Source organism: Brucella gallinifaecis, assembly GCF_006476605.1.
In the GTDB taxonomy this organism is placed as follows: Bacteria; Pseudomonadota; Alphaproteobacteria; order Rhizobiales; family Rhizobiaceae; genus Brucella; species Brucella gallinifaecis.
The window spans coordinates 89,457-114,419 of record NZ_ML636809.1 but is presented as its reverse complement, the minus strand read 5'-3'; the positions used below and the strand labels follow the sequence as shown (position 1 = coordinate 114,419).

Below are 24,963 nucleotides of genomic sequence, written 5' to 3'. Positions count from 1 at the left end.
CTCATATTGTAGCGGTTGAAACCAACCTGGTAGGCAACATGTCTCGGGCGTGAAAAGGGGACCGTGTGATGAGATCTCCGGCCGCGTAGCTGCATAGGGCGATAAGTGTGAACGCGGAAAACCAGTAGATTCCAACGCGATAGACCAGGAGCTGATTTGGAATATCGCGGCATACCGCTGGATAGGCAAAGACGCCGATCAAGAACGCATCGAACGACATTTGCCGTTGTTCGTGGAAAAACAGCGATACGGTGAGGAATAGGGCCGCGATTATGCCGTGGACCCACCAGATTTTGGACGACGGGATGATAAGCAAAAACGATAGCAGGATGGCCAGCAACAAGCAGGCCGTAGGATCGCGCGCGAAATTGAGCGCAATATGAGCGATTTCCGACAACTATCGGTCTGTCCTTCTTGGTTTTCTGCGCGCCTCGGCAAACGGGGGAGAGATTTCGCTTTTGCGCTCTACGAGTAGGTTGAAATCCGCGATTGGCTGACGATCGAGCGTTTTGTCGACGGCCTTGCGCCGCCACTCATTCATATCCAGAATATAGGTCGCCCACATGCCATATCGCGCCGACATGGCGGCACGCTGATAGCCTATATATTGAGGGTGGCTGAGGTAGGATGAATCCACCCTCGCCCAACCCACACGAAGCATTTCGAGAGCTAGGTCGCGTCCCCGCGATGTGCATCTCGCTCGTGCCATGCCTTCAGCATCATAGCCGACGACACCGCAAGAGACGGCGGACGCCCCGATCGCTCTTTTGAGCCAAGCTTTTGCAAAGGGGCCACAGGGTACAGGCGGCGGTGCTTTCGTGACGTCCCTGTTCGTCCATTTCGGATCAAGCGCCCATTGAGGCAATTCGCACGCGTCAATGTCCGCGAGCCGAACTCGTTGGGCATAAGTGGGAAACCATAGGGTCCGACCATCAATAACCGCGACACGACCCTTGAAGATTGGAAGCGGTACCGGCTGGCTAGGTTGAACCGATACGCTGGCAGCTGGCGCGCGTTTAATAGCATCAGCTGCGAATGCTGGTGTCGATGCGACGGCAAATGACATTGCTACGATCAGATATTTCATTGTTGGGCATTCCTCGTCCGTTCGTTTGCCGATTTGCTCAACAGGATGGCAGGATGCTGAACGTCTTCGAATTGCCAGAGGCCTGCCCGCTTCTCACGAGCTTCCTGTTCGGCCACTGCGTATGCTGGATAGTAGGGAAGCCCGTCAGCCTTCAGCGCGGCAAAGGCATAGCCGCTCGTAATCAACACCGTCGCTAAATCGAGGCGATTTCCGCCGATTGTCGCGTAGCAAATGACATAGGAAGTATCGGCAGTTTGCGCTACGGGAGCGCACACCGGTTTGGTGTCTTTGATATAAGCGGCGAATACGGCAAGCGACGCCTCACCGCAGTCCTTCTTGTTTCCGGTCGTATCAGTGAAAGCAGTTCCTCGAAGGCATGACTGAACACCATAGAGGCGATAGCGCTGGCCTTCTGAGACCCACGTATCGCCAGATTCCAAAGTAACGCCCGGCTGGAGGTCGAAATATCCCTCCGGCGCTGCAAAAGCCGTTGTCGAAAAAAGGACCATGCAGAGCGATAATAGGGCTGGCTTCATTGGGCCTTCACCCGCGGATCGGCCCACATACCATAGGAGCCGTCTTCTCCAATCTTCTGCGCGTTCTCCAGATCGGGACGCTCTAGCTTCCCGTCTTTCGATTTGGCAATGCGGAGCGCGCCAAGAGAGAGCAATTGCTCTTCGAGCATATCTACCGTGTCCAGGCTCCCGGGGTAATTGTAATAGCCGTAGCACGTTACATTTTGTTTGGGTGCGCTCTCTTCACTTACAAATGCCCGACAAAAGAGAACCTTCGGCGACTGCAACATGATCTGCAGCTGCTGCTTGGCGTAGTCAGTGCAAGAACCAGCAAAATCATCCTTACGATTGACCATTTCACCTTTGCAGGCTTCTAGCCCGTACAGATTCAGAAGGGTCTTATCATCAAGCCGAAATTCGGTCGGTGAAGTTGCCTTATAGCCCGAGGCGGATGCAAACCCCTTCCGAGCCGTAACTTTTCCGTCTCCGTCATAATACTCAATGACAAGCACGGTCTTACCCGGCGATGCCAGCGACTTGATGTAATCCTTGTTGATTGCAGGCGCGGCGATTGCGGCTGTTGCCAACATACAACTGCTCATTGCGATTGCGATGGTTCTCTTCATTTTCCAGCCCTTACCGTATTGCTTATTCATTTTCCATGTTCATAGGGGGTTTATGATTTGCGAAAAAGCATGTATCACTTAGCCAAATCGGTATCATGCTATTATGAACTTAATCGGTTTTCGCTGCAACCTCAACAGCGCATGTGAGGTCTGCGACAGGAGCTAAGGGGCTAGAATGGAGAGGCTTTCAATCAAAGCGCTATTGCTAAGCGCCACATTGTTCATCCCGTTCGGGATTGCCGCCACTTGCGCAGAAGTAAAAGGCGCAATTGCGCCATTCGCGCAAGATGGCGACGGCGAGGCCGCAACTCACAACGCATCCGGATCACGCTCGGACTTGACCGTATTCAACCGCCGCTGGACAAGCGAAAGCAAAGAATTTGTTGTGGGCTCTGATGGCATCGTTTCCGCGGAGGATAAAAGTGGAAACGGCACTAATACGAATAACCATTTTGGCAATTTATTCGGCACTGTTTTAGCCACTGGCTCCCTATCTAATATTACCAATCCAGTTATCTCGTTTCAGAATGAATCTACCCGTTTAGGCGATTTGCCTTCCTCTAAGCAGGCAGCTGTATCCACTCCCGAATGCGGCCCCTCCCCGCTAACACCAGAGGAAATCAAAACTCTGGTCGAACAGGCCGCTCGCCGACATCAAGTTGATGCTCTGTTTGCTACCGCCATCACTTGGGCAGAAAGCCAGTTCGATCGTTCCCGCAATTCAGACAAAGGCGCACGCGGGCCGATGCAGCTCATGCCGGGAACCGCTGAGCGCTTCGGCGTCCGCGACGTCTGTGATCCGGCGTCAAATATTGAAGGCGGCGTTAAGTATCTCCGGGTGCTTTTGGACGAGTTCCAAAACCCCCTGCTTGTTGCCGCCGCTTATAACGCAGGCGAAGGCCGCATCTATGAGTACGGCGGCGTTCCACCGTTCAGGGAAACCATCGGATACGTCGCAAAGGTCGTCAATTACCAGCTTGGCGTAACTATGCCAGCGCCGAAAAAGAAGCTCGTTGGTGGTAGTCGGAGATCCTCGCCTGTCATGGCGAGCGAAACTCAATCCGGGGTCATTGCAGTCAAGAAAACCGGCACCTTCGTTGGTGGCGTGATGCATTTTTAAAGGAGAGAAGGATGATCAGCGAACAGAATAAGGCTTGGCATATCAGCGCTTCAAAGCTGGCAGCCTGCCTTGGTTTGGTGGCTGCCGCGCAAATTGTCGGGGCGGATTTGGCGCTGGCACAGTCAGGCGGCGTTGGTGGTGCCTTCGCGCCCATTCAGACAGTATTTCAAGCTATCGTTGATTTCATCAGCGGCCCTATTGGTCGCCTGTTTGCAATCATCGCCGTGATGGCGTTGGGCTTTCTCGCATTTGCTGGCCGACTGTCTTGGTTTTTTGCTGGCGGTGTGATCCTCGGGATCGGTCTTGTTTTCGGTGCTCCATCAATCGTCGACGAGCTGATCAGCACAGTTGGAAACTAGCGATGGCTGAGTACGAGGATGTAAAGCCGCAGCTGACCCCGTTGGTAATCGGGTTAACCCGATCTCCCACCATGTGGGGTGTCCCGTATATGGCAGTCGTCGTCGTTATCGGCATCACAATCATAGCATGGCTGGTCAGCAAGTCGTTCTGGATCCTGCTCCTAGCCCCGATCAGCTATGTGGTTCTGTTCTCCCTTTGCGCTTGGGACAACAAAATTCTCGATGTTGTTGAAGTCACCGCGCGCAAAACGCCTCGCACACGCAACAAGTCCTTCTGGGGAACAAATTCGTACGGACCTTAGCTAATGTTGAAAGTCGTCAGAGAAGAACTCGGATTTGGCAAGGTCGCTCATAATGAGCGGCCTATGGCTTCGCATATCCCATATCTGAGGCATATGTCGGATACAGTGATCGGCTTGGAAAACGGCGCTCTCTTGTCGGTCATCAAACTCGACGGCCTCTTTTTCCAAACCGAAGATCAAGCCGAACTCAACATGCGCTCGAATGTTCAGAATACGATCATTCGAGCGCTTGGATCGAGCCGTTTTTCTGTCTGGTCGACTGTTATTCGCCGACAGGTCGATTCCGAAATTGGTGGCGCTTTCGATGACCCGTTTTGCGATCAACTAAACAGCCGATATATGAGCCAGTTGCGTCATAAACGCATGTTCGCCAACGAAATTTACCTCTCCATCGTGCGAACCAATATGCGCGGCGCCCTCGGTCTCAGCGACGTAGTAAGCCGTGCTTTCACGCGATCCGGCGGGGCTGAGGTTCGAGATCAGCAAACGCGGGAAATAGTGACCGAGCTCGAAGAGCTCGTCGCCAACATGACCCGTGAGCTGCAAAAGTATGGCGCACGCGAGCTTGGCATCACCTATCGCAATGGGGAGCCATACTCTGAACCGTGCGAATTCATCAACACAATCCTGACCTGCGGTGTACCGCGCAAGATGCGACTGCCGCGGATGGGGATTCGAAATTACGTCGGAGCGTCACGCCTGCATTTCGGCAAGCGAGCAATGCAGACACAAGCCGCCGTCGATGAAGACAATCGCTTTGGCGCAATGCTCTCCATAAAGGAATATCCGCCGTACACCGGTCCGGGAATGCTGGACGGTCTGCTGCAGGTAAATCACGAGTTTATACTGACGCAAAGCTTCACAATCTCGGACAAGCCGATTGCGCAAGAGCGTATTACCCGGCTTCAGCGCCAGATTGCCGCGTCGGATGAATCCGGCAGCGCGGTCGAAAGCGATATCGATTTCGCTCTGAACAGTCTCATGAACCAGGAGGCTGTTTTTGGCATCCACCATTTCTCTTTGCTTTGCCTCTCTCGCGACCTTGATGGTTTGAGCAAGGCAGTTTCCGAACTCGGTAGTTGCCTGACCGATATGAACATCAACTGGCTTCGGGAAGATATGAACCTCGAAGCGTCGTTCTGGGCGCAATTGCCCGGCAATCACAGCTATCGTGCACGAAAGGCCATGCTGTCATCGGCAAATTTCTCCGGCCTGTCATCGATGCATAATTTCGCGACTGGGCAATCGGACAATCTGCATTGGGGCTTGCCGATCACGATACTCGAAACCACCTCGCAAACCCCGTATTGGTTCAATTTTCACCGTCGTGATATCGGCCATTTTTTGGTCACCGGGCCAACTGGCTCCGGCAAGACCGTTGCCCTGACATTCCTGCTGGCTCAGGCAATGCGTGTTACTCCAACGCCGAAGGCTGTGTTTTTTGACAAGGACAGGGGCGCTGAAATCTTCGTACGGGCCATGGGCGGAGCATACGAAGTCCTCTCGCCGGGAACGCCAACAGGCTTTAACCCGCTTCAACTGGAGAATACCGGGCCAAATCGGGACTTTCTGCTTCGTCTTTTGAAGTCCATGTTGCGCTCCAGCGATAGTCGCGACTTAAGCCAGGAGGACGCAGATACGCTGGAACGGGCGATTGCCCGTATCATGGAAGAGCCGGCAGCTCAGCGCAACCTGCCAAACCTGTCGGGCTTGCTTGTAGGACGTTCGCGTGCGGATGCGAACGACCTGGCGTCAAGGCTGCGTCCTTGGATCGACGGCGAAAAGGCCTGGCTCTTCAACGCCCACCATGACGTGCTGTCGTTCTCCGGGCGTAGCGTCTTCGGTTTCGATATGACCAGCATCCTCGGCAACGAGGATATCCGAACCCCCGCACTGATGTACCTTTATCACCGTCTCGATGAGCTTCTGAACGGCGATCCTGTCATGTTCTTCATGGACGAAGGCTGGCAGCTGCTTATGGATGAAACGTTTAGTCATTTCATCATCGACAAGATGAAAACCATTCGAAAGCTCAACGGTATTGTCGGCTTCGGAACGCAGTCGGCCGCCGACATTGCCAAAGCCAAGGCGTCTCACACCCTTATTGAGCAATCGGCCACGAACATTCATTTCCCGAACCCGCGCGCTGACGAAGAGAGCTACCTCAGACGCTTTGGATTGAGCGTTAAAGAATTCAATTTCATCAAAAACACTCCGCCTGAAAAGCGCACATTTCTCGTCAAGCACGGGAATGACTCGGTCATTGCCCGTCTCGATCTCTCGAAAATGCCTGATCTCGTCAAAGTACTCTCGGGTCGAAAAGAGACCGTCTCAGAATGTGCTGCGCTGCGGGAACGATACGGCGATGAGCCTGAAAACTGGTTGGCTGAATTCTGCGGATGGGAGAGGAATGATGCATAAGAGAGCAACTTTATGCATAATTTTGGCGTCAGCAAACATGCCATTGTCGGCGTGGGCTGGTGGCGTTCCTGTCATTGACGGATCTAATTTGTCCGAACGAACGGTCCGGGATCAAAAAACATCGGAAATCGAGAAGACGGATAAAGACCGGTTTTCCCTCAACAAGAGCGTAACATGTGCTGTCTACCGACCGGGGCGCAAGGACGATCCCGTTGCAGCCGCCAAAGCCAATCCGGAAATTTCCGGGTTGGTCAAACGAGTGGCACGCGAAGAGGGTGTAGACGAAAATTTGTTTCTAGGGCTCGTTTATCAGGAAAGCCGCTTTAATCCATGCGCGAAATCGGGCGTGGGGGCTATCGGCTTGGCACAGTTGATGCCTGATACCGCAAAAGAGTTGGGCGTAGATCCGCATAACATTGAACAGAACCTCCGCGGTGGTGCTCGTTATCTTAAACAGCAGCTCAAGCGTTTCAACGGCAACGCCAACCTCGCCCTTGCAGCGTACAATGCTGGCGCTGGCAACGTTAATAAATACGGCGGCATTCCACCGTTCAAAGAAACGCAGGGGTACGTCCGGAATATCACGCAGAAATGGACACCGGCGTTCGGCGGGTCAAAGGACCTGCCCATGAACTACGGCGGCGGTGATACAGCATATTCCGGTATGCGGGATTCGACCATCAATTCGATGGCAACGACGCAGGCAACACAGGAAAGTACCGCCAACGTCGCCTCATGGCTCACGCAGCTCGGCGGCATGCAATCCGGCACAATTCAAGACAGTTGGGATCACAACGCCGGCGCTCGAAATGCGAACCTCGAAATGGTCAACCAGGTGATTGTCCTCGGCAATTCAATGGCCGAACTGCTCAACGGCCGCAAAGCAGTTTCAGCCAGTGGCATTTCGGGCGCATCTCAATCGGCTTCATTCAACAAGAAAGACGACAAGCCGCGAGAAACGACCGGCGTCTGCGATCCCCGTACCGGCCTCGAATGGAATACTGAAGAAAAGGCTTGCGTTCAACAGCGTGAACGCGAGGCGAACATCAAACTGAACCTTGATCCTCAATAAGGGAGACTAACAATGAAACGACTGATCATTTCGGCGTCAGCGATTGCCGTGGCTCTAGCATCGTTCGCTCCCATGGCGGCTTATGCAGGTGGTGTCCCGGTCATCGACGCTGCCAATTATGAAGTGGCAAAACAAACCTCCGTCACGACTGACAAGATCCTCGGGACAAACAAGGAAATCCTGACAACGGTCGAGGAGACATTGAAGGCCGTTACCGGTGATCGCGGCAGCGATGCGAACCAGATGCAAAGCCTGGCCGTCGGGAATGGCTTTAGCGTATCGTCAATGCCCTCTTTTGACAGCCTTATGTCCGGTGGAGTGCCAAATTTTGGCAGCATGGGTGGTGACATCGCCAAGGTGGCGTCCACTTTCATCAACGGGCTTCAGCTCGTTAAGAACTTGTCGGGGCAAGCAAATAGCAGCTTCAGCGGAGACAAGTCCTATGAACAGATGGTCAACACTGTGCTTGGTGTCGCCGCACTCGTAAATGGTTCGCAACAGGCGGTAACGACGCGCCGAAGCGCTTTTGAGCAGGCCGGGCAGAGTATCGGTCAGGCAAAGGACATTAAAGGTTCCATCGACCAAAACACGCAGCTGCAAGTCCAAGCAGGACTGACCATCAATGAACTGATCGGCGTGATGAACGGTGCCGTGTCGTCATTGCAGGCCGATAATCAGCGCCGCCTCACCGACATTTCCAATTCCAAGAAGGTGTTGACGTACAGTGCAAACTAACATCGCTAACAGCTTCCTGAAGTGTTTTATCTTTGCCGCCATTGCAGCCGGCGTTGCCGGCTGCGGAACGGTCAAGGAAAAGACTGCTCCTTGCAAACGTCCCGCAAATCTCACGTCATTTGCCGAAGACATTCGGCAAGACTGTGGACCTATGGCCTTTGTTAATGGCGATCCAGCGACCGCCATTGCTGCGATCAATTCGATAGCGACGGAATAATCGGGGGCCGCTATGCATGATTTCTTGAGCGATCTTTTGGAGAGAATTGATAATTCCGGCGAGAATTTTTCATCGCAGGCTTACAATATTATTGGCTCTGAAATCACGCCGCTGCTCAAGGTGATGTTCATCGCCTATGTTGGATATTACGGTATCCAAGTAATAATGGGGACTTCGCGGATTAGTGTGGCTGAAATTGTTACACGCGTATTCCGCATGGTCTTCATTCTGGCATTGATCAGCAATTGGGGATACTTCAACGATTTTTTCTATAAGTGGCTGAACAATACCCCTGAAGATGTAGGTCGCGCCATCCTGACCGCCACCGGGACGGGAATTACCGAACCGACAAATGGTCTTTCCATGATCTGGAAAACCGCGAATGAGGCGGCTTCCGCGTTTGCCGAGCAATCGGGCTATTTTTCCGTTTTGCCTTCTATGGTTGGCTTTCTCATCATGGCCTGCGTGGCAATCTTCATCGCAGTTGCCCTCGCAATTCTCGTATTAGCCAAGGTGATGTTATGGGTTCTGATCGGAACCGCACCGATTTTTATCGCCTGCATGTTGTTTGAACAATCGCGCAGCCTTGGGCAGGCGTGGTTCCAACAAGTTCTTCTATACGCACTGATCCCGTTATTCGTGTTTGTCGTCGCCGCTTTCCTTATCGCCGCAATGGACCCTGAACTGACGAAGGTATCCGCTGCCGCTACAGAGCGACGCCTTACGCTGAGTGATATTTCAGCTTTCCTCCTGCTTTGTTTCGCAGGCGCTTTCGTCCTGTTGAACATCCAGGTCCTTGCTCAGGACATTGCAGGTGGGTTGGCCGTTGGTATTGGCGCTGCCGCGACTCGGATTGCTCGCATGACCGGTGTCACCGCCCCAATGCGGATTGCGCGAGCTGGCTTCAAGGGGATCGGCGCAAGCTACCGAGGCGGACGTTCACTTTACAATCGTTTTGGCGGCGGCGGGGGCTCTATTTCCCCGACAAGCCAGGGCGCAAAAGAAGCAATGCAAAACCGAATAAGCAGCAACAGCCTGCCTCGCTGAGGCTGCAGGTTCATAAGAGGTCAAAGGCCAGATCATGACGGATTCCAGAGAAGCTGCATTGAGAAGTTATTTTCAGGACGGTGATCGTTGGGAGAACGAAATCGTCCGGAAAGCAAAACGTTCAAAGGCCGTGGCATGGTTCGTAACCATCATATTCGGGCTGGTCGCGCTTTTCGCATTGCTCGCGCTCGTTATGCTGGTTCCGCTAAAATCGTTCGAGCCTGTGATTGTCGTCGTTGACAAGGCTACCGGCTACATCGAAACCAAAAGCGGACTGACAAAAGCGCAAAATCTGACGGATTCACGCGCAATTACACAAGCCAACGTCGTTCGGTATATCAGGACACGTGAAGGCTATGATCCTTACGCGATTGATGCGAACTTCGGCACGGCAGCACTGCTGTCGACAGGTGATGCCGCTCGCGAATTGCAAGAGCAATACAGCGCTGCGAATCCGAACAATCCGGCGAAGGTCTACGGGAAAAACAAGCGTGTGCTTGTCAATGTGAAGTCTGTCACCTTCCCCAATGACTCCACCGCACTTGTTCGTTTCTCAACCACTGAAAAGTCCGATACCGATGCCATCACCAGACACTACATAGGTGTCGTGCGCTATCGCTACACGGACGAACCCGCCACAAACGAATGGCGGTTTGAAAATCCCCTCGGCTTCCAAGTTTACAATTACCGGCGTGATCAGGAAACCGTCACGGAAGGGAGCAAGGGATGAAAAACCGCTTCCTAATTGCGGCGGCATTCTCCACCGTCCTCCTTTCGCACGCCCACGCAGTACAGACACCAAGGGCTGGATCGCTCGATTCACGTGTTACCAGTGTTGTCTACCAGCCAAACAATGTCGTCAAAATCTCCGCGACGTATGGCATATCGACAATGATCATCTTCGATGAGGATGAAAAGTTTGAGACGATTTCACTCGGCGATACAGAGAGCTGGCAGGTCGCTCCAACCGAAAAAGGCAACATTCTGTTTGTGAAACCGACGGCGAAGAACGTCGTCACAAACATGAACGTTGTCACAACCAAGCGCATCTATTTTCTGGAGCTGCACGACTATGCCCCGGATGCTGGCAAAAAGGTCTTTGGCGTCCGTTTCATTTACCCCGAGAAGGATTTGAATGCAGCGATGCGCAAAGAGGCTGAATATCGCGCTGCCAACCCGAATATCTCTAAAATCGACAAGGCAAACGTCAATATCGACTATTCATTTACGGGAGATACAAAACTGAAGCCGTCAATGGTTTTCGATGACGGCAAGAAAACCTTCTTCAAATTCACTGGTCGGACGCCAGCAATCTTTGCTGTGAACAGCGATTTTTCCGAAACATTGCGTAACTTCCGCAAGGAAGGCGAATATCTGGTCGTGGATGGCACGGCAACTCAATACACCCTCCGCGACGGTGATCAGTGGATCTGCATCTTCAACCTTAGAAAGCCGGATTTTGGCGCACCCGATCCCGACATCATGGGTCCTGCGCCTGATCAAGTGGCAACCAAGCGGAGAAGGAGCGGCAACTGATGAAACAGTCTCCCGAACTGGAAGCACTGGCGTCTGCAGATGACGCCGGAGTCAGCAACAAGAATGCAAAGCGGAATCAGACGGCTGCGATGGCCGTATTTCTGCTTGCAGGTGTAGCTATGGCTTATTTTGTTCTCAAACAACCTTCAGAGAAGCCGCGCGATCTCGTGCGCGGTGACGAGGAGTTCAGCACCACGTCGTTCAGACCGCCGTCTTTCGTGCGCGACCAGGATCAGCCTCCTGCTGCGCCCGAACCCAACATCATCAATATCCCGCCGCCTCCACCGCCACCGGAGCCGGAGAAAGTCGACACCACGACATTTAATGTCCCTCCCCCGCCCCCGCCGACAGTCGCGGTGAAGGAACCCGATCAGGCACCCACGCCGGAGATCGTTGAAGAATTTCCAGACCGGTTCAAATCCAAACTTATTCAGATGGATCAAGCGCGATCAGGCGGAGCAAATGGGGGACTTGGTGGCGATAGTGGCGAAGGAACACCGACTGTTGCTGGCGAAGACAGAAACAGCAAGTTTCTGGCGACGGCCTCGGCAATGGCCGACCGTAATGCCAAGGCTACGAAAATCAAGCGCATCGATGCAGTTGTGCCGGAAGGAACGATGATACCCGGTATCCTCGAAACATCGATCGTAAGTGATCTGCCGGGCCAAGTTCGCGCAATCACCTCTGAAGACGTCTACAGTTTTGATGGTCGTCGCATTCTGATTCCGACCGGCACCCGCCTCATTGGTGAATATCAAAGCGACGTCATGACAGGCCAGACCCGCGTTTTCGTAGTCTGGACCCGCTTGCTTAGGGATGATGGTGTAAGCGTGCGCCTGAACTCCGTGGGAACTGACAGCCTTGGCCGATCGGGTCTGACCGGTATCGTCGATAAAAAATGGCGTGAACGGTTCGGGGCTTCCATCATGTTGTCCATGGTCGGCGCCGGCGCAAGCTATCTGACAGGTTTCGGCAGCGGTGAAGCCTTCGGTCGTAACAATGACGATGCAAAACGCGGAGAAGAACTAGCCCGCGAGACGATCGCCGACACTTTCTCCCAAATGGCAAATACCGCACTGAGCGAGAACTTGCGCATCAAGCCGACAATCAGCGTCCATCAAGGCGAACGCATTTTCATATTTGTGCGTCAGGACCTCGATTTTTCGGCCATGTACGACGATCCCGTAACAGAAGCGATGAAGGAAATTCAACGTGAACGCAGGGGCAAATAGTGCGGCAGCAACCACACAAAGCAGATATTACTTTTTAGATCGAGCACTTGAGCCGCTGCGGCCATTTCTCAACGATCCAAAAGTCGTGGAAATAGCTGTCAACAAACCAGGTCACGTCTATATCGAGCGACTTGGTGCCGATCACATGGAGTTCCACGAGGTTCATGCGCTTTCATCGGCGGAGATTCAGAATATCGGTGAGCGTGTTGCGGGTGCGACTGATCAGTTTATCAGTAAATCCGCGCCAATCCTGAGCGCAGCGCTTCCGACTGGCGAGCGCATTCAGGTGGTTCTTCCACCTGCTGCACCGGATGGCGGCTCGATATCGATCCGCAAGCAGGTCGTTAGCAATTTCAGCTTGGAAGAATATAGGGATAGCGGTTCGCTGGACAAGGTTTCCGTGGCTGTTGGTGGGCTTAGTGATATTGACCGACTGCTGATCGAGCATCTGAAGCAAAACAGAATTTTCGATTTCATCAACACGGCCATTACGCAACGGGTTTCGATCCTGATTAGCGGCGGTACATCATCGGGAAAGACTACCTTTCTGAATGCCTGCCTGAAATCTGTCCATCCAAAGGAACGAATTATCACGCTGGAAGACACCCGCGAGCTGTTACCGCCCCAGGAGAACCGCGTTCATCTGGTAGCCTCGAAAGGTGGACAGGGCACGGCTGACGTCACAATTCAGCACTTGCTTGAATCATCCCTTCGTATGCGGCCTGACCGTCTATTCGTTGGCGAGATCCGCGGCGCTGAAGCGTTTTCATTTCTTCGCGCCATTAACACCGGTCATCCAGGTTCTATGTCGACGGTTCATGCCGATACGCCGCAAGGTGCCTATGAACAGCTCGCCATGATGATGCAGCAAGCGGGGCTAGCTGGCGGATACTCGAAGCATGATCTCATGTCGTATATCCGGATGGTCATCCCCATCGTCATCCAGTTGCGTCGCGACGGCGGAAAACGGGGCGTATCGGAGATATTTTTCGCGCGAAACGAGCAACCATGAGCAAGGGTTACAAAGCGGTTTATCTGGTATTTTGTGCAAGCATAGCCTTCCTTGTTTGGACCTTGGCTTATGGAGTCGTACTCGGGGTAGTTTATAAAGACAGCCGAGTATTGAATATCACGATCACCGAGAATCCTTTTGCTCCGCTTCAGCAAGTCTGGGCCTACGCGTCCAACTCAACTCTGCAACGTGTTGCCATCGGTGCCTTATTACCTGCCATCGCCGCCGCAGTTTTTGCGGGCTACCTTGGTCTCAGGGCTCACGAAAACCCTCTGGGCGACGCGGCTTTTCAGGACGTCATGGGCCTTCGACGCGGCAAGTGGTTCCGCAAGAAAGGGCACATATTCGGTCGTTTCGGCCGAAATGTGTTGCGAGCGGCCGACAGTCGCCATCATCTGATAATCGGCCCTACACGATCGGGAAAGGGAGCGGGTTATGTCATTCCAAATGCTCTCGTGCATGAAGGGTCAATGATCGTATCCGACTTGAAGGGCGAAATTTTCAAAGCGACAGCAGGGTATCGCAAGAAGAACGGTAGCCAGGTTTTCCTCTTCGCCCCCGGCTCTGAAACGACAAATCGTTATAATCCTCTCGATTTTGTGCGCCCCGAGCGCGGTAATCGCACCACGGATATACAAAATATCGCCAGCATTCTCGTCCCTGAGAATCTAGGCTCTGAAAATTCAGTTTGGCAGGGCTTAGCTCAACAGGTCGTTGCGGGAATTATCAGCTACGTTCTTGAGAGCCCCTTTTACCATGGACGCCGAAACCTCGGCGAAGTCATTTCTTTTGTAAACAGTGGTGTTGATCTTCAGGCGCAAATCAAGTTCATCAAGGAAAAAGAGCCTAACCTTTCAAAATATACGGTCGAAAGCTTCAACGCATTTCTGGCATTGTCAGAGCGTGCTGCAGCATCCGCTCTGCTCGATATCCAAAACGCGCTTAGACCCTTCCGAAATGAACGCATTGTTGCCGCAACGGAGGTAACTGACATGGATATCGCCGCCATGAAACGGCGGCCAATCTCAATTTATCTTGCACCGAATATTACTGATATTACGATCCTGCGACCGCTTCTCACATTGTTCGTACAGCAAGTCATGAACATTCTGACGCTGGAACACGATCCAAATTCGCTACCCGTCTATTTTTTGCTGGATGAATTTCGACAGCTTAAAAAGATGGACGAGATTATGACAAAGCTGCCCTATGTGGCTGGTTATAATATCAAGCTCGCAATCATTATTCAGGACCTCAAGAATCTCGACGAGATTTACGGTGAGACTTCGCGTCACTCCCTTCTTGGCAACTGTGGATATCAGCTGGTGCTAGGTGCCAACGATCAAGCGACAGCGGAATATGCATCCCGCGCACTTGGAAAGAGAACGATCCGCTACAAATCTGAATCACGCACTATCGAGATTCTCGGTTTACCTCGACGTACAAAAGTTGAGCAAATCCGCGAACGCGATCTAATGATGGCCCAAGAGGTGCGGCAAATGCCAGAAAACAAGATGATCTTGCTCGTTGAAGGACAACGACCGATCTATGGCGACAAGCTGCGATTTTTCAACACCATGCCCTTCAAGGCCGCTGAAGCTTATTCGCAATCGCATGTTCCTGATGTGCCGACGATTGAATATCTACCTCATAGGGCAGTTCCAGCACTGACGAGCGAATACGCGAGTGATGGGCAACAGGCCGTTGAGCAGACAATTAGCCCCCTGCCCGCCCGTCCTGAAAAGCATGAGGAACCTCTGCATAAATCGGGCCCAAACAATTCTCCGTCAATTCCTAACGCTGATGACAGGAAAAAAACAAATAGCAGGACGGTCAATCTGAACGTCAAATTAGCTTCAACAGGGAGTGACACGAAGTCGGCAGCTCCTCCCGCTGACATCCATGATCGGATTGAAGAAGTCGAAGCGCAGCTTAAACCGAGCGCAGAACGATTATTGAAGGCTGTGAACGAAAAAGTCGAAGCCTCGGGCGCATCGCCTCGAAAGCGGAAAAGTTATCTAGACATATTCAATGCTACTGTGCCAGACCCGGAAGATATTGGGCTGATAACCAATGTCACATTGTGAAAATAACTGCGGCACTCGAAAGAGGTGTTGAGTGAGACTCAGCAATCGCGCCGAGCTCAGCAGCACAATTGGGTATAACTTGCCTCGACGCTTCTGACCGGCCAAATTGAAAAAGCTGCCACTCAATAGGTCGCCGAATTCCGGCAGCTTTGCGCCTTCATTGCAGCCGTTTACGCAAACCTTATCCTAGTTCGAAAGTAGACGTTGCCGACCTTCTCGGTGCTTGTCGGCTTGCGTTCTCAAGTCGATTTGTTGCACTTTGCGCTTGTGCTCGCCGAATTCGGGTTCTTGCTTAGGTGTGCCGACGAGGGAGGTCGGTGTGTACGTTTAACTGCACAAGATCTGCGTACCCGCCGCTCCGCACGCAATGAGAAACTGTTTCCAGCTCCTACATTCGTCGACTTCCCTACCGACGAAACTTAGGCTTCCAGCTGTCGATCAGATCCGCTTCTTCCTGTTCGTCAGAAGGCTCGTCTTCCCGGCCGATATGCGGCGAACTGAGAATGGTGAGCACCTTTCCATAATTACCCAGACCGATGGATTCGGCAGAAACAAAAGCCCTCTGCGTGCCACCAAACCAATCGCGGATATCGATCTCATCTTCGATCACCCCACCCGCACGAACGCGACCGACATCGGCCGCGAGACGTGAAGTGGGTGTTCCAACCGGCACAGGTGAATCCTTATGCACCCAGTCGAGCTTAGGCAGCGATTTCATCGCGTCAGATCGGAAGCAATAGTCAACTGTGGTCCCCGTACTCAGGATCACTGCCACGGCGGCATCACTCAACTCTGCGACGCGAATTGCAGTGGCTGTGAGGGACGTGTCACACAGCTCGGCCATCTCTCTGATAACAGAAAGGTCTGGAACGCGATCGGCAAGCGCCTTCTTAAATGGTTTCCGCGGCATCAACAGGCCGGCTGCGAAATGGTCGGCTTCCAGCTCGTAGGAATTCTCCGTGACGAATCCTGCTCGCGAGACATGCACGCCATCGACCGGCAAGACATGATCGATATGTCCGGGCAAAAAGTAGTGGCCCAGCTCGTGGCTGACGGAAAAGCGCTGAAAGCCTGGCGACGCGATACTGGTGGCATACATGATGCCAAAGGTGTTGCCGTAGCGGTGCAGCATGCCGGACACGCCTTCAACTTCTGGCGGCTTCCCCTGAACAATGATGTCGCGGCTCTCGGCAATGGCGAATGGGTCGACCGGCAACGTGTCGATTCCTTCGTCGGTCAGAAACTGTTCCGCACCCTGCTTTGCCAACAAAAGGCGGAATTTACCCACCGCTATTCCCCTTTTTAGCGTTGCGATCGGCAAGCACTTTCAGGAAATCGCGCGCGATCTCGCGATCGTTTGCACTTAGCTTACCGACATCCCGGAAAAGCGGATCGCCGGCTTCTGCAAGGCCGGGCTCCTCAACGCGGCCGAGCAGAAAATCAGTGGTCATATCGAGCGCGTTCGCCAGCCTGCGCAGCGTATCGAAGGACGGCTTGCGCGTGCCCGTCTCGAAATGCGCGATCGAACTGGGCGGCATGCCGGCTTCGGTGGCGAGGTCACTCTGGCTCCAGCCGCGGATTTCGCGCGCACGGCGCAATCGCTGTTGAAATATCACTGAGGGCGGCTGTGCATCGGTCATGTCGACTCCGGCATGTTGTACTTGACGATCTTTTATTGATCGCTTATATCTCGACATATATAACATGGCGAACTCGACATGGAAAGGAAAACTGACAAATGAGCCTGCTCCACGTCGATCACGCCGACCTGGTCCGCTTCGCTGCCGAGAAGGTGAATCTGCCGAAAGAGCAGGCGGACGAGTATCGCGCCCAAGCGCGCCGACTACGCGAAAAGCTGGAAGGCTACTTACAAGAACACCCGGATTTCACGCTACGGAAAATGCTGCTTTCCGGCAGTCTTGCCAAAGGAACCGCCCTGCGGTCACTAAACGACATTGACGTGGCCTGCTATATCAGTGGCGCCAACGCGCCGCAGGATGTGCAGGCGCTGCTTCAATATCTCGCCGAACGCCTGCGTAAGGCGTTTCCGAATTTCAGTCCCGATCAGGTTCAGCCACAGACCTACAGTGTGACAGTTTCGTTTCGCGGCTCAGGCCTCGACGTCGATGTCGTACCGATCCTCTACGACGGCGACCTGCGATGGTATGGGAATCTCGTTAGTCAGGAAGATGGCAGCTTCCTGAAAACGAGCATCCCACTGCATCTGGAATTTGCACGCAAACGGAAGGCAGCCCAACAAACACATTTTGCCCAGGTGGTGCGGCTCGTCAAATTCTGGACTCGCGTTATGAAGCGCGAGCGCGACGGCTTCCGCTTCAAGTCCTTTATGGTCGAGTTAATCCTCGCCCACCTGCAGGATAAAGGTGCGGATTTCTCAAACTACCCAGAGGCACTGCAGCAATTTTTCACCTACATTGCGACCAGCAACTTCCGCGAACAGATCCTATTTTCTGACTACTATCCTGCATATACCGTCGGCACATTTTCTGAGCCGATGAAAATCATCGACCCCGTTAACGCGCAGAACAATGTCAGCCGCCTCTACACGGTGAAGAATATCGAGATGATCGTCGAGGCCGCACTGGACGCGGGCGACGCCATTGATGCGGCGCTGGCAGCGCCGACCAAGGGCGAGACGGTCTACTACTGGCAAAAAGTCTTCGGCACAGCTTTTCAGGTATGATCTAATGACTCAGAGCTTTACCTACACCGACACCACCATCTTTACCGTTACCCACGCGCAGCATATCGCTGCCAAGGTCGCGACCGATTTGAAGCGCGTGCAGCGCTTCTACAATCACCCGACCGACGAACGGATCGGCAATTATGAGCGCGAATTGATCGCGATGCTGAAAGGCAAATACGTCGAAACTGTCACCTACGGTTTCCGGCGTAACGAGCAGTGGATCGAACCGACCCTGCGCTACACTGCGCAGGAATTGTCCGGCACAGGCCATAGCGATGATGATCCCGGAAAGATCAAGCCTGGCGCGAGTGTAGTCGGGGCGAGCTTCTATTCGTATATGACCTATACTCCCGCCTATTACGCGCTGACCCAAGCTGAGCGTGATACGCTCGGCAAGACGCTGCCCTTCACGCGCGGTGACGCGCCGGAGCCCGGCGTATCGGGCTATTTCAGTAGCGACCAAATGTACTCAGCCGGTGGCCGCGCGCTGAACCGGTCTACTGTGAGGTCCTGACATGAACGCGATGAAACCGACCGAAAGCGTTTTCGAGCGCCGCATCAGCTACCCGGATTTTGCCGCACGCGATCGACTGGCTCGGTTGGTCGGTCTCGACGATCAGATCTCTCGGATAACGAAGGTACTGGGTTTGCTGGTCAACCCTACCAGCCTTGAGACATGGGCGAAAAAGAATCATCCGCAGATGAAGACGCTGCTGACCTCCGTCTTGCGGAGGCCGCCGCTCGTCGTGCTTGCCGGTGACGTCGGCTCGGGGAAGACCGAACTCGCCGAGACGGTTGGTGATGCTGTCGCGAGACAGGAGGATATCGAGATATCGCTGTTGCCACTCAGCTTGTCGGCGCGAGGGCAGGGGCGCGTGGGTGAAATGACGCAGCTGGTGACGACCGCCTTCGACTACACGATTTCTGAGGCAACTAAGCTGAAGGGCGCAAATGGGCGGGCGCGTGGAGGTGTCATCTTGCTGGTCGACGAAGCCGATGCGCTCGCGCAGTCGCGCGAGAACGCCCAGATGCACCATGAAGATCGCGCCGGCGTAAATGCGTTCATTCGTGGTATCGATCGGATCGCAAACGCTGCGCTCCCCGCCGCCGTCATCATGTGCACTAATCGCCTCAGTGCGCTCGATCCGGCGATTAAGCGCCGCGCCGCGGATATCCTGTCTTTCGCGCGCCCAAACCCTGAGCAGCGTCAGGCGCTGCTCAGTCATGCCCTGTCGGAGATAGGCTTCTCCGCTTCGGATATCGGCAAATTGGTGCAGGCGACCGGACCAAGGAAGGACAGCCCCCACGGCTTTACCTTCTCGGACATCATGCAGCGTCTGTTGCCGACGATTGTTCTCGACGCCTATCCGCGACACGCAATCGCACCAGCCCGCGCCATCGAGATCGCAATGCACATGGTCGAGACACCACCTTTTCAAGATGGAGCAACGTCATGACAGAATGGTCATTGCCCCGTCTTCTCGAAGGTCTACATACCGACATGCAGGAACGCTTAAACAAAGCGCGAAATCTGATGGGGCACCCCGTTGCTAAGGGTGACGCTAGTGAGACAGCCTGGCTGACGATGCTCCAAAACTATCTACCGAAGCGGTATCAAGCCGAGACGGCTTTCGTCGTCGATAGCACAGATCACTTCAGCCAGCAGATCGACATTGTTATTTTTGACCGCCAGTACTCGCCTTTCATCTTCCTATTTGAGGGAAGCAAGATCGTTCCAGCAGAGGCGGTTTATGCTGTCTTCGAAGCGAAGCAATCGATCAATGCGGATCAGGTCGAATATGCTCAAACAAAGGTCGAATCGGTCCGCAAGTTGCATCGTACCAGCCTGCCGATCCCGCACGCAGGCGGAGTGTATCCGCCAAAGCCACCGGTGCCCATCATCGGCGGGCTGCTGACCTTCGAGTCCGATTGGAAACCTCCGCTCGGCGAACCTCTTCAGGCAGCCTTGTATAAAGGCGCGGGAAACCGGCGGCTCAATATGGGTTGCGTCGCTGCACACGGCAATTTCGTCTATCAGCCAACACCCGGCGAATACGAAATTCAGCCGGAGAACCGGCCGGCGACGGCATTCCTGTTCGAATTGATCGCGCAGCTGCAGTTTAGCGGTACCGTACCCATGATTGACATTCGGGCATATGCTGAGTGGCTCGCCAAGTAGTCGCCGAAGTTTAGCATCATCCCAACCATTTCATCGATCAAGCGATTTGGTCGGACGGAGAACGTCACCTTACCGCCTGACGATCGCCAGAATCAGACAGGCCGTTCTCGGCCCCGACTCCGTCGTGCATCTCATCCAGAATGAACGGCGAGTTGCGGGTGGGAACGGAGCCCTTCGTAACGACCTCTAGAGGGCCGAAAGCACTCATTCGAAACGTGGTGAAATTGCAGAATTAGAGAATGTCGCTCGACTTTGGCCGGTCCATGCGTTTTCCGTGACCGTCTAGAACCTACGTCGATATGCGACAGCGATCTGACCTTTGAACTTCTCGCTTGTAATTGTGTACCACTATAACTTACCAAGTCACACGCGAGGAAGGATGACATGGCATCATACTCATTCTTATGGTTAAGAGTATGCGGCATTCTAACTTGTCAATTGACAATTTAATATGGCGGAGTATATATTTTGCCTAGAAAGAGGCACACGTCGAAGGAAATAGAAGGCGTCCTCCAGGAGCTCGAAAAGCTCGGGTGGAAGCTGATCGAGGGAAAAGGGCATTGTTGGGGTATCCTGCGTTGCCCTGCCAATGATCAGGATTGTCGCTGTGGCGAGTTTTGCCAGATGTCGGTCTGGTCGACACCCAAAAACCCTCAGCAACATGCTAAGAAGCTCCGCCAGAAAGCCCTTGCTTGCGTGCAACTAAAGAAAAATGACGAAGGAAATGTCGATGGCTGAGGAATTCGAATTCGAGTTAGTTTTCGCGCTCCCTGACGGGGAACACGATCCATTTGTGTTGTCCGACGCCATCTTCGAAGCTGGCTTCGAGGACGCCCTGGTGGGCACTGGTACGCCCGGCTTGCTCGGTGTCGAGTTAGAAGCGGAAGGCGATGACGCTGAGAACGTAATTCTTAATGCAGCACGGGCGCTGATCAAAGCGCTTCCCGAAGGCACGACCCTTCACGAGGTTCGACCTGACCTGGTAAGCCTGGCTGACGTCGCTGAGAAGCTTGAAGTGCAGCGGCAGGCGCTCCAGCAACGAAAAATGCCTCTTCCTGTCGCAGGCGGACTCTACCGGATCGATGAGATCGTTAAGGTTGTGACAGAAGCATCTAAGCCCCAGGAGGGCCGTCGGCGCCCACGCTTCAATATTGACGCAGCATCCAAGTGGTTTCGCGCTGGCGGCGCGGCGCGGCGGGTGAATGCCCTCCTGACTATGAAAGAGATCGACCCTTTAACGATCGAGTTGAGGCCACGTCAGGAACGCTAGGGGAGCTCCACAGTCCACCGCCTACAACGGCCGGCTATAGGGTCGGCATTTATGCATTAGATATATTAAAGACATTGAGTTTTACACTCGGGCATCGGATTCGACTTAGCACGTTTATTCCCGCCCCATAATGTAGTTTGCTCCTGTAACTGACCCCAGACCCGCTTAAATCTCAATCCCACTTCAAACATTCCGGGCAGCAAAAGTGCCCGTCTGATTAAATATTCATTGCCGTCAAAACGGCAAAAATCCTCCAAGGAAACTGATCATATCGGTTAACCACGCGATGGCTGCATTGAACCAGCTTCTTACGACAGTAGCTATGTACACGATCGCTACCAGCCCCAGAACGAGCCAGAACAGAACCGCAAAGAACTTTGCAAAAGCTTCTTCGGTCTTCGGATCGGGAGGTGAATTACAGATGTAATCGTGTCGCATCATCCTCTAACGCTCGTGTTCGCCGCGTTCCTTCTTTTGCTGCTGCTCTTGTTCTAGTTCCTGCAATCGCGGAATCTGCTGTTGCGGCGGATCTGTACGGGTTGTCTCTCCGTCCCGAACGACGGCCTTTGTTTCCATATTCGCACGATTATCGAGCTGTTTGGCACCTTCAACTTTTCCATCTGTCCGATCCCGCTCTTCAAGCAAGTTCGCTTCCCATGCCCGGCGATCAACCATTTGTTCGACACGGTGCTTCTGACCGTCAATCTCCTGTATAGCGGTTTTCAGGACGCGTTCCGTACCAGTGGACCGCAAATGAATTACATCACCGATATCAGCGCCGGCCCGATGCAACGAATCCGGCAATCCGACACCCCAGACCGTGCGATTGCCGTTGGCAGTTTCAATAACGACGAACGGCGAAGGCTCGTTCTTTTCATTATCCTGATAGGGTTTCTCGCCTGTCTCGACGAGGATACCCTGAACGCCCTCCTTATAGTTGCCGGTCTTGGACTGCGGCGTTCCGGAATTATCTGCGTTCTGTGGCTCTCTATCGATCTTGCTCGACTGATCCGAACCTGCAGATTGCTCCTGATCCCGGTGAGCCGCATCCAGCGTCCTGCCCTCGATCGGAACAATTTCATTACGCAAATAGGACTGCTCGCGACGCGCCAGATCTTGCCAATCCAGTTCCGTCGGCTGATAGCCCTTGACCGAGATGCCGTGCGCCTGACCCTCCAGCCACGTTTCACGGCGGAACGCCTTGCTCCCCGTTATCTCGATGCTCGTCCAGCCTCGATGTGCTGCTGTTTCGATCATCAATCGAACGCCCTGAGCATCGAACGATTTAGCGCGTAGCTTCTCTCCATTGTCCTGGAACACTTCGCGCTCACCCTTTGAATCGGCAAAGACCCGCTGCGTCCCCCCGTGATCCTCACGAATATAATATCGTCTCGTGATTTCATCCGGGAATGAACGATCCATTTCAGCCCGGTAGGATGCGGCCGCCGCTTTCTCCTCGTCATCCATGCTGGAACGAGGTTCGTTGACATTATCTGCCGATGACCGTTCCTCATCCGCTTCCGCGACAACATGCGCGGGCTTTGCAATTTCGGAATCGGGTTCGCGAGCGATCTGCATCGACGAGCTATCCTGCTCGCTTTCACGAGATGGGGTTTCAACGGTCAATCCACGCTGTTCCGTCAATTCCATATGCTCGCGCATGAGATTGACATGCTCGCGCGCATACTGCGATACCTGATCCAGATCGGATTTGTCTTCCGGTTCGAGATTGCGGCCAAGCCGGAACAGAGCTGTTTCAACTTCTTTCTCATAGGATTCAAAATCGCTTCTCGACATTTCGCGCACTTTTTCACCCTCCAAAATGATGTTTTGCAACTTTACCAAATTGGCGCGGTAATGTGACCCAAAATCTGCATGAGCGATGTGAGAAGTTTTGGCTTCCGATTGAATCGAACTGGTTGATACAACGATATCTCTTTGCTGCATGGCGTATGAGGCAATTTGATGATTGCCGCTGGCCATCGCGAGTTTCTCCCAACTCTGAGTTACCTTTACGGTATATTCACGGCTGCGTACGCTTCGCGCCATGCCCCGCCGACCCGAGCGCTTGGCATCATAACGCGCCTGAGCCGCCGCACTCGTCCCCTCATGTTCCGTTCGTCCCTCGTGATTAACCGGCCGAACCTGATTGCGCGTATAGGCTGGCGCATTTGCAAACTCGCGCCTGTCGGTCATTTCCATAGCGATGCCGTGCTCGCGCGCCTTTTCAGCCATTAGCTCACGCCACTGGCGAAACACCTGTGGCGAGGTCTCGATCCGATCACCGGCATCCGAACGCATAGCGATAATGGCATGAGCGTGGATATGCGGTCGCTTTCCGCCCTGCTCTGCCTCTTTAGGATCGCTGAACGGATCATGCATTGCAAATATGTAGCGATGTCCTTCGAACTGCGCGGCTAGAAAATCCCGAACAGCGCCTTCGAATGCCTGAACATTGGTGCCAGCTTTGGCAGACATGATGACATGCATCACATCCCTGCCCTTACGGCTGTGCAACTCGCGACGCCACTGTTTTTGCACCAGGTCGCCTGCGGAACGCGCATCCGGAACGACGCGACCCTTATCGTCACGAACGTCACCTTTATGCTCCTCGACCAGATTGCGCAGCTTGGCAGTGCCATATTCCACGCCATTACCATAGCTGGTAAAACGGAACCGCGCCCTAGCCAGCGCGGACGCTACGCTTTCGTTGTAACGCCTCTGAATAATGTCCGCTGCCTTCGGGTCGCCGGTCAACCGTTCCCCTTCCGCACTGCGCAACACTACAATACCGTCAACTTGTAAAACTCCACGTGAAGGCTGCCAAACAGCATAAGCGAAGCTGCGATTACCGAATGCGCTCGCCAGGCTATCGCGCACGTGCTGGTGCAAAGCTTCTTCTGTTGCGAAACCGCTAGCTTCGATCGACACTCGGAACGTACCGATATCCCTGCTCTCGACCCGATTTTGAAACAATGGCTCCCATTCACCACGCAATCGGGCCAGCTCTTCGCGACCCTGAAGCCGCTCACCGTTTTCCTTTTCGACGCTAATCTCACCATTGCGGGCAACATAATTCACCATTGCGCCAAGACGCGCGCCGCCACCATACGACGCCAACTTGACCACCGCAGGCTGACTGCCTGTTGCAACCGCGGCCAAACGTGTTTCCATCGGCCTCGCTGCCGCAACGGGCTTACTTGCAGAGCCTCCAAAGAACTGGATCCTCTGTGCCCTTGAGGATCCAGTGCGCATTTTCGGGACTGAAGCACCACCTGCAGCGGCAGCTCCGCCTGCGATCTGTAATTCGCGCAGCCTCCGCCGCATTTCTTCCTCGGCGCTGCTTGCAGCACTCGAACCCAGTGAAAGCTCATGCAGCAACGCCGCACGGCGCTGCTCCCATTCGCTCTCAAAGGCCCCAAGAAAGAATTCCATAGCC

Annotated in this window: 26 protein-coding genes; 18 read left to right on the top strand and 8 right to left on the bottom strand. The window is 53.8% G+C overall.

From position 1 onward, the window contains the following. Position 1: 1 nt before the first annotated feature. The 4 genes from FHY56_RS14115 to FHY56_RS14100 are packed head-to-tail and all read right to left on the bottom strand — an operon-like array spanning position 2 to position 2,228. Complete coding sequence (locus tag FHY56_RS14115) at positions 2–397, bottom strand: hypothetical protein (RefSeq protein WP_140905795.1); 396 nt, start codon at positions 395–397, stop codon at positions 2–4. Further along, the gene (locus FHY56_RS14110; RefSeq protein WP_140905794.1) at positions 398–1,087 is read right to left on the bottom strand and encodes a thermonuclease family protein; all 690 of its coding nucleotides are present in this window, start codon (positions 1,085–1,087) and stop codon (positions 398–400) included. It abuts the gene before it with no gap. Beyond that, positions 1,084–1,623: a thermonuclease family protein gene (locus FHY56_RS14105; RefSeq protein ID WP_140905793.1), complete on the bottom strand. Its 540-nt coding sequence runs from the start codon at positions 1,621–1,623 to the stop codon at positions 1,084–1,086. The genes FHY56_RS14110 and FHY56_RS14105 overlap by 4 nt, the downstream gene beginning before the upstream one ends. Further along, positions 1,620–2,228 (bottom strand): hypothetical protein, encoded by a 609-nt coding sequence (locus FHY56_RS14100; protein WP_140905810.1) that lies wholly within the window; start codon positions 2,226–2,228, stop codon positions 1,620–1,622. Before FHY56_RS14100 ends, FHY56_RS14105 begins: the two co-directional genes overlap by 4 nt. A 175-nt stretch (positions 2,229–2,403) precedes the next feature. Here FHY56_RS14100 and FHY56_RS14095 point away from each other — a divergent pair, with 175 nt between their 5' ends. The 13 genes from FHY56_RS14095 to FHY56_RS14035 are packed head-to-tail and all read left to right on the top strand — an operon-like array spanning position 2,404 to position 15,368. Beyond that, positions 2,404–3,348: a transglycosylase SLT domain-containing protein gene (locus tag FHY56_RS14095; RefSeq protein ID WP_140905792.1), complete on the top strand. Its 945-nt coding sequence runs from the start codon at positions 2,404–2,406 to the stop codon at positions 3,346–3,348. Between the two features lie 11 nt (positions 3,349–3,359). After that, entirely contained in the window at positions 3,360–3,707 is a 348-nt protein-coding gene (locus FHY56_RS14090; protein WP_140905791.1) for a TrbC/VirB2 family type IV secretion system protein, read from the top strand. A gap of 2 nt (positions 3,708–3,709) precedes the next feature. Further along, positions 3,710–4,009 carry a VirB3 family type IV secretion system protein gene (locus FHY56_RS14085; RefSeq protein WP_128095088.1) on the top strand — a complete coding sequence of 100 codons (300 nt, stop codon included), beginning with the start codon at positions 3,710–3,712 and terminating at the stop codon, positions 4,007–4,009. Between the two features lie 3 nt (positions 4,010–4,012). Next, the gene (locus FHY56_RS14080) at positions 4,013–6,430 is read left to right on the top strand and encodes a VirB4 family type IV secretion/conjugal transfer ATPase (RefSeq protein WP_140905790.1); all 2,418 of its coding nucleotides are present in this window, start codon (positions 4,013–4,015) and stop codon (positions 6,428–6,430) included. A 37-nt stretch (positions 6,431–6,467) separates the two neighbouring features. Beyond that, complete coding sequence (locus tag FHY56_RS14075) at positions 6,468–7,502, top strand: lytic transglycosylase domain-containing protein (protein ID WP_168927613.1); 1,035 nt, start codon at positions 6,468–6,470, stop codon at positions 7,500–7,502. Positions 7,503–7,514: 12 nt separating this feature from the next. Continuing rightward, a complete protein-coding gene (locus tag FHY56_RS14070; RefSeq protein WP_140905789.1) occupies positions 7,515–8,237 on the top strand; it encodes a type IV secretion system protein in 723 nt (240 codons plus the stop codon). Next, positions 8,227–8,454, top strand: coding sequence for a hypothetical protein (locus tag FHY56_RS14065; protein ID WP_235889508.1), 228 nt, complete (start codon positions 8,227–8,229; stop codon positions 8,452–8,454). Before FHY56_RS14070 ends, FHY56_RS14065 begins: the two co-directional genes overlap by 11 nt. Before the next feature lie 12 nt (positions 8,455–8,466). After that, complete coding sequence (locus FHY56_RS14060; protein WP_140905788.1) at positions 8,467–9,501, top strand: TrbL/VirB6 family protein; 1,035 nt, start codon at positions 8,467–8,469, stop codon at positions 9,499–9,501. 34 nt (positions 9,502–9,535) lie between these two features. After that, positions 9,536–10,231 carry a VirB8 family type IV secretion system protein gene (locus FHY56_RS14055; RefSeq protein WP_140905787.1) on the top strand — a complete coding sequence of 232 codons (696 nt, stop codon included), beginning with the start codon at positions 9,536–9,538 and terminating at the stop codon, positions 10,229–10,231. Continuing rightward, a complete protein-coding gene (locus FHY56_RS14050; protein ID WP_140905786.1) occupies positions 10,228–11,037 on the top strand; it encodes a TrbG/VirB9 family P-type conjugative transfer protein in 810 nt (269 codons plus the stop codon). The genes FHY56_RS14055 and FHY56_RS14050 overlap by 4 nt, the downstream gene beginning before the upstream one ends. After that, positions 11,037–12,269 carry a type IV secretion system protein VirB10 gene (gene virB10 / locus FHY56_RS14045; protein WP_140905785.1) on the top strand — a complete coding sequence of 411 codons (1,233 nt, stop codon included), beginning with the start codon at positions 11,037–11,039 and terminating at the stop codon, positions 12,267–12,269. The genes FHY56_RS14050 and virB10 overlap by 1 nt, the downstream gene beginning before the upstream one ends. Then, entirely contained in the window at positions 12,250–13,281 is a 1,032-nt protein-coding gene (virB11, locus tag FHY56_RS14040) for a P-type DNA transfer ATPase VirB11 (protein ID WP_140905784.1), read from the top strand. The genes virB10 and virB11 overlap by 20 nt, the downstream gene beginning before the upstream one ends. Next, positions 13,278–15,368 carry a type IV secretory system conjugative DNA transfer family protein gene (locus tag FHY56_RS14035; RefSeq protein ID WP_140905783.1) on the top strand — a complete coding sequence of 697 codons (2,091 nt, stop codon included), beginning with the start codon at positions 13,278–13,280 and terminating at the stop codon, positions 15,366–15,368. Before virB11 ends, FHY56_RS14035 begins: the two co-directional genes overlap by 4 nt. A 406-nt stretch (positions 15,369–15,774) precedes the next feature. Here FHY56_RS14035 and FHY56_RS14030 read toward each other — a convergent pair whose 3' ends face one another. After that, positions 15,775–16,656 carry an ImmA/IrrE family metallo-endopeptidase gene (locus FHY56_RS14030; protein ID WP_140905782.1) on the bottom strand — a complete coding sequence of 294 codons (882 nt, stop codon included), beginning with the start codon at positions 16,654–16,656 and terminating at the stop codon, positions 15,775–15,777. Then, positions 16,649–17,008 carry a helix-turn-helix domain-containing protein gene (locus FHY56_RS14025; protein WP_140905781.1) on the bottom strand — a complete coding sequence of 120 codons (360 nt, stop codon included), beginning with the start codon at positions 17,006–17,008 and terminating at the stop codon, positions 16,649–16,651. Before FHY56_RS14025 ends, FHY56_RS14030 begins: the two co-directional genes overlap by 8 nt. Before the next feature lie 98 nt (positions 17,009–17,106). On the opposite strand from FHY56_RS14025, the gene FHY56_RS14020 reads away from it, so the two are divergent. From FHY56_RS14020 to FHY56_RS13995, 5 genes are all read left to right on the top strand, one after another. Beyond that, positions 17,107–18,072: a CBASS oligonucleotide cyclase gene (locus FHY56_RS14020; RefSeq protein WP_140905780.1), complete on the top strand. Its 966-nt coding sequence runs from the start codon at positions 17,107–17,109 to the stop codon at positions 18,070–18,072. Between the two features lie 4 nt (positions 18,073–18,076). Continuing rightward, positions 18,077–18,589: an HORMA-1 domain-containing protein gene (locus FHY56_RS14015; protein WP_140905779.1), complete on the top strand. Its 513-nt coding sequence runs from the start codon at positions 18,077–18,079 to the stop codon at positions 18,587–18,589. Position 18,590: 1 nt separating this feature from the next. Then, positions 18,591–19,532, top strand: coding sequence for an AAA family ATPase (locus tag FHY56_RS14010; protein WP_140905778.1), 942 nt, complete (start codon positions 18,591–18,593; stop codon positions 19,530–19,532). Beyond that, complete coding sequence (locus tag FHY56_RS14005) at positions 19,529–20,254, top strand: DUF6602 domain-containing protein (protein ID WP_140905777.1); 726 nt, start codon at positions 19,529–19,531, stop codon at positions 20,252–20,254. The genes FHY56_RS14010 and FHY56_RS14005 overlap by 4 nt, the downstream gene beginning before the upstream one ends. 730 nt (positions 20,255–20,984) lie before the next feature. Further along, the gene (locus FHY56_RS13995; protein WP_140905776.1) at positions 20,985–21,524 is read left to right on the top strand and encodes a hypothetical protein; all 540 of its coding nucleotides are present in this window, start codon (positions 20,985–20,987) and stop codon (positions 21,522–21,524) included. 234 nt (positions 21,525–21,758) lie between these two features. On the opposite strand, the gene FHY56_RS13990 is transcribed toward FHY56_RS13995, so the two are convergent. Together FHY56_RS13990 and FHY56_RS13985 are read right to left on the bottom strand one after the other, a co-directional pair. Then, positions 21,759–21,965 (bottom strand): hypothetical protein, encoded by a 207-nt coding sequence (locus FHY56_RS13990; protein ID WP_140905775.1) that lies wholly within the window; start codon positions 21,963–21,965, stop codon positions 21,759–21,761. Positions 21,966–21,968: 3 nt separating this feature from the next. After that, positions 21,969–24,959 (bottom strand): LPD7 domain-containing protein, encoded by a 2,991-nt coding sequence (locus tag FHY56_RS13985; RefSeq protein WP_140905774.1) that lies wholly within the window; start codon positions 24,957–24,959, stop codon positions 21,969–21,971. Positions 24,960–24,963 lie beyond the last annotated feature (4 nt).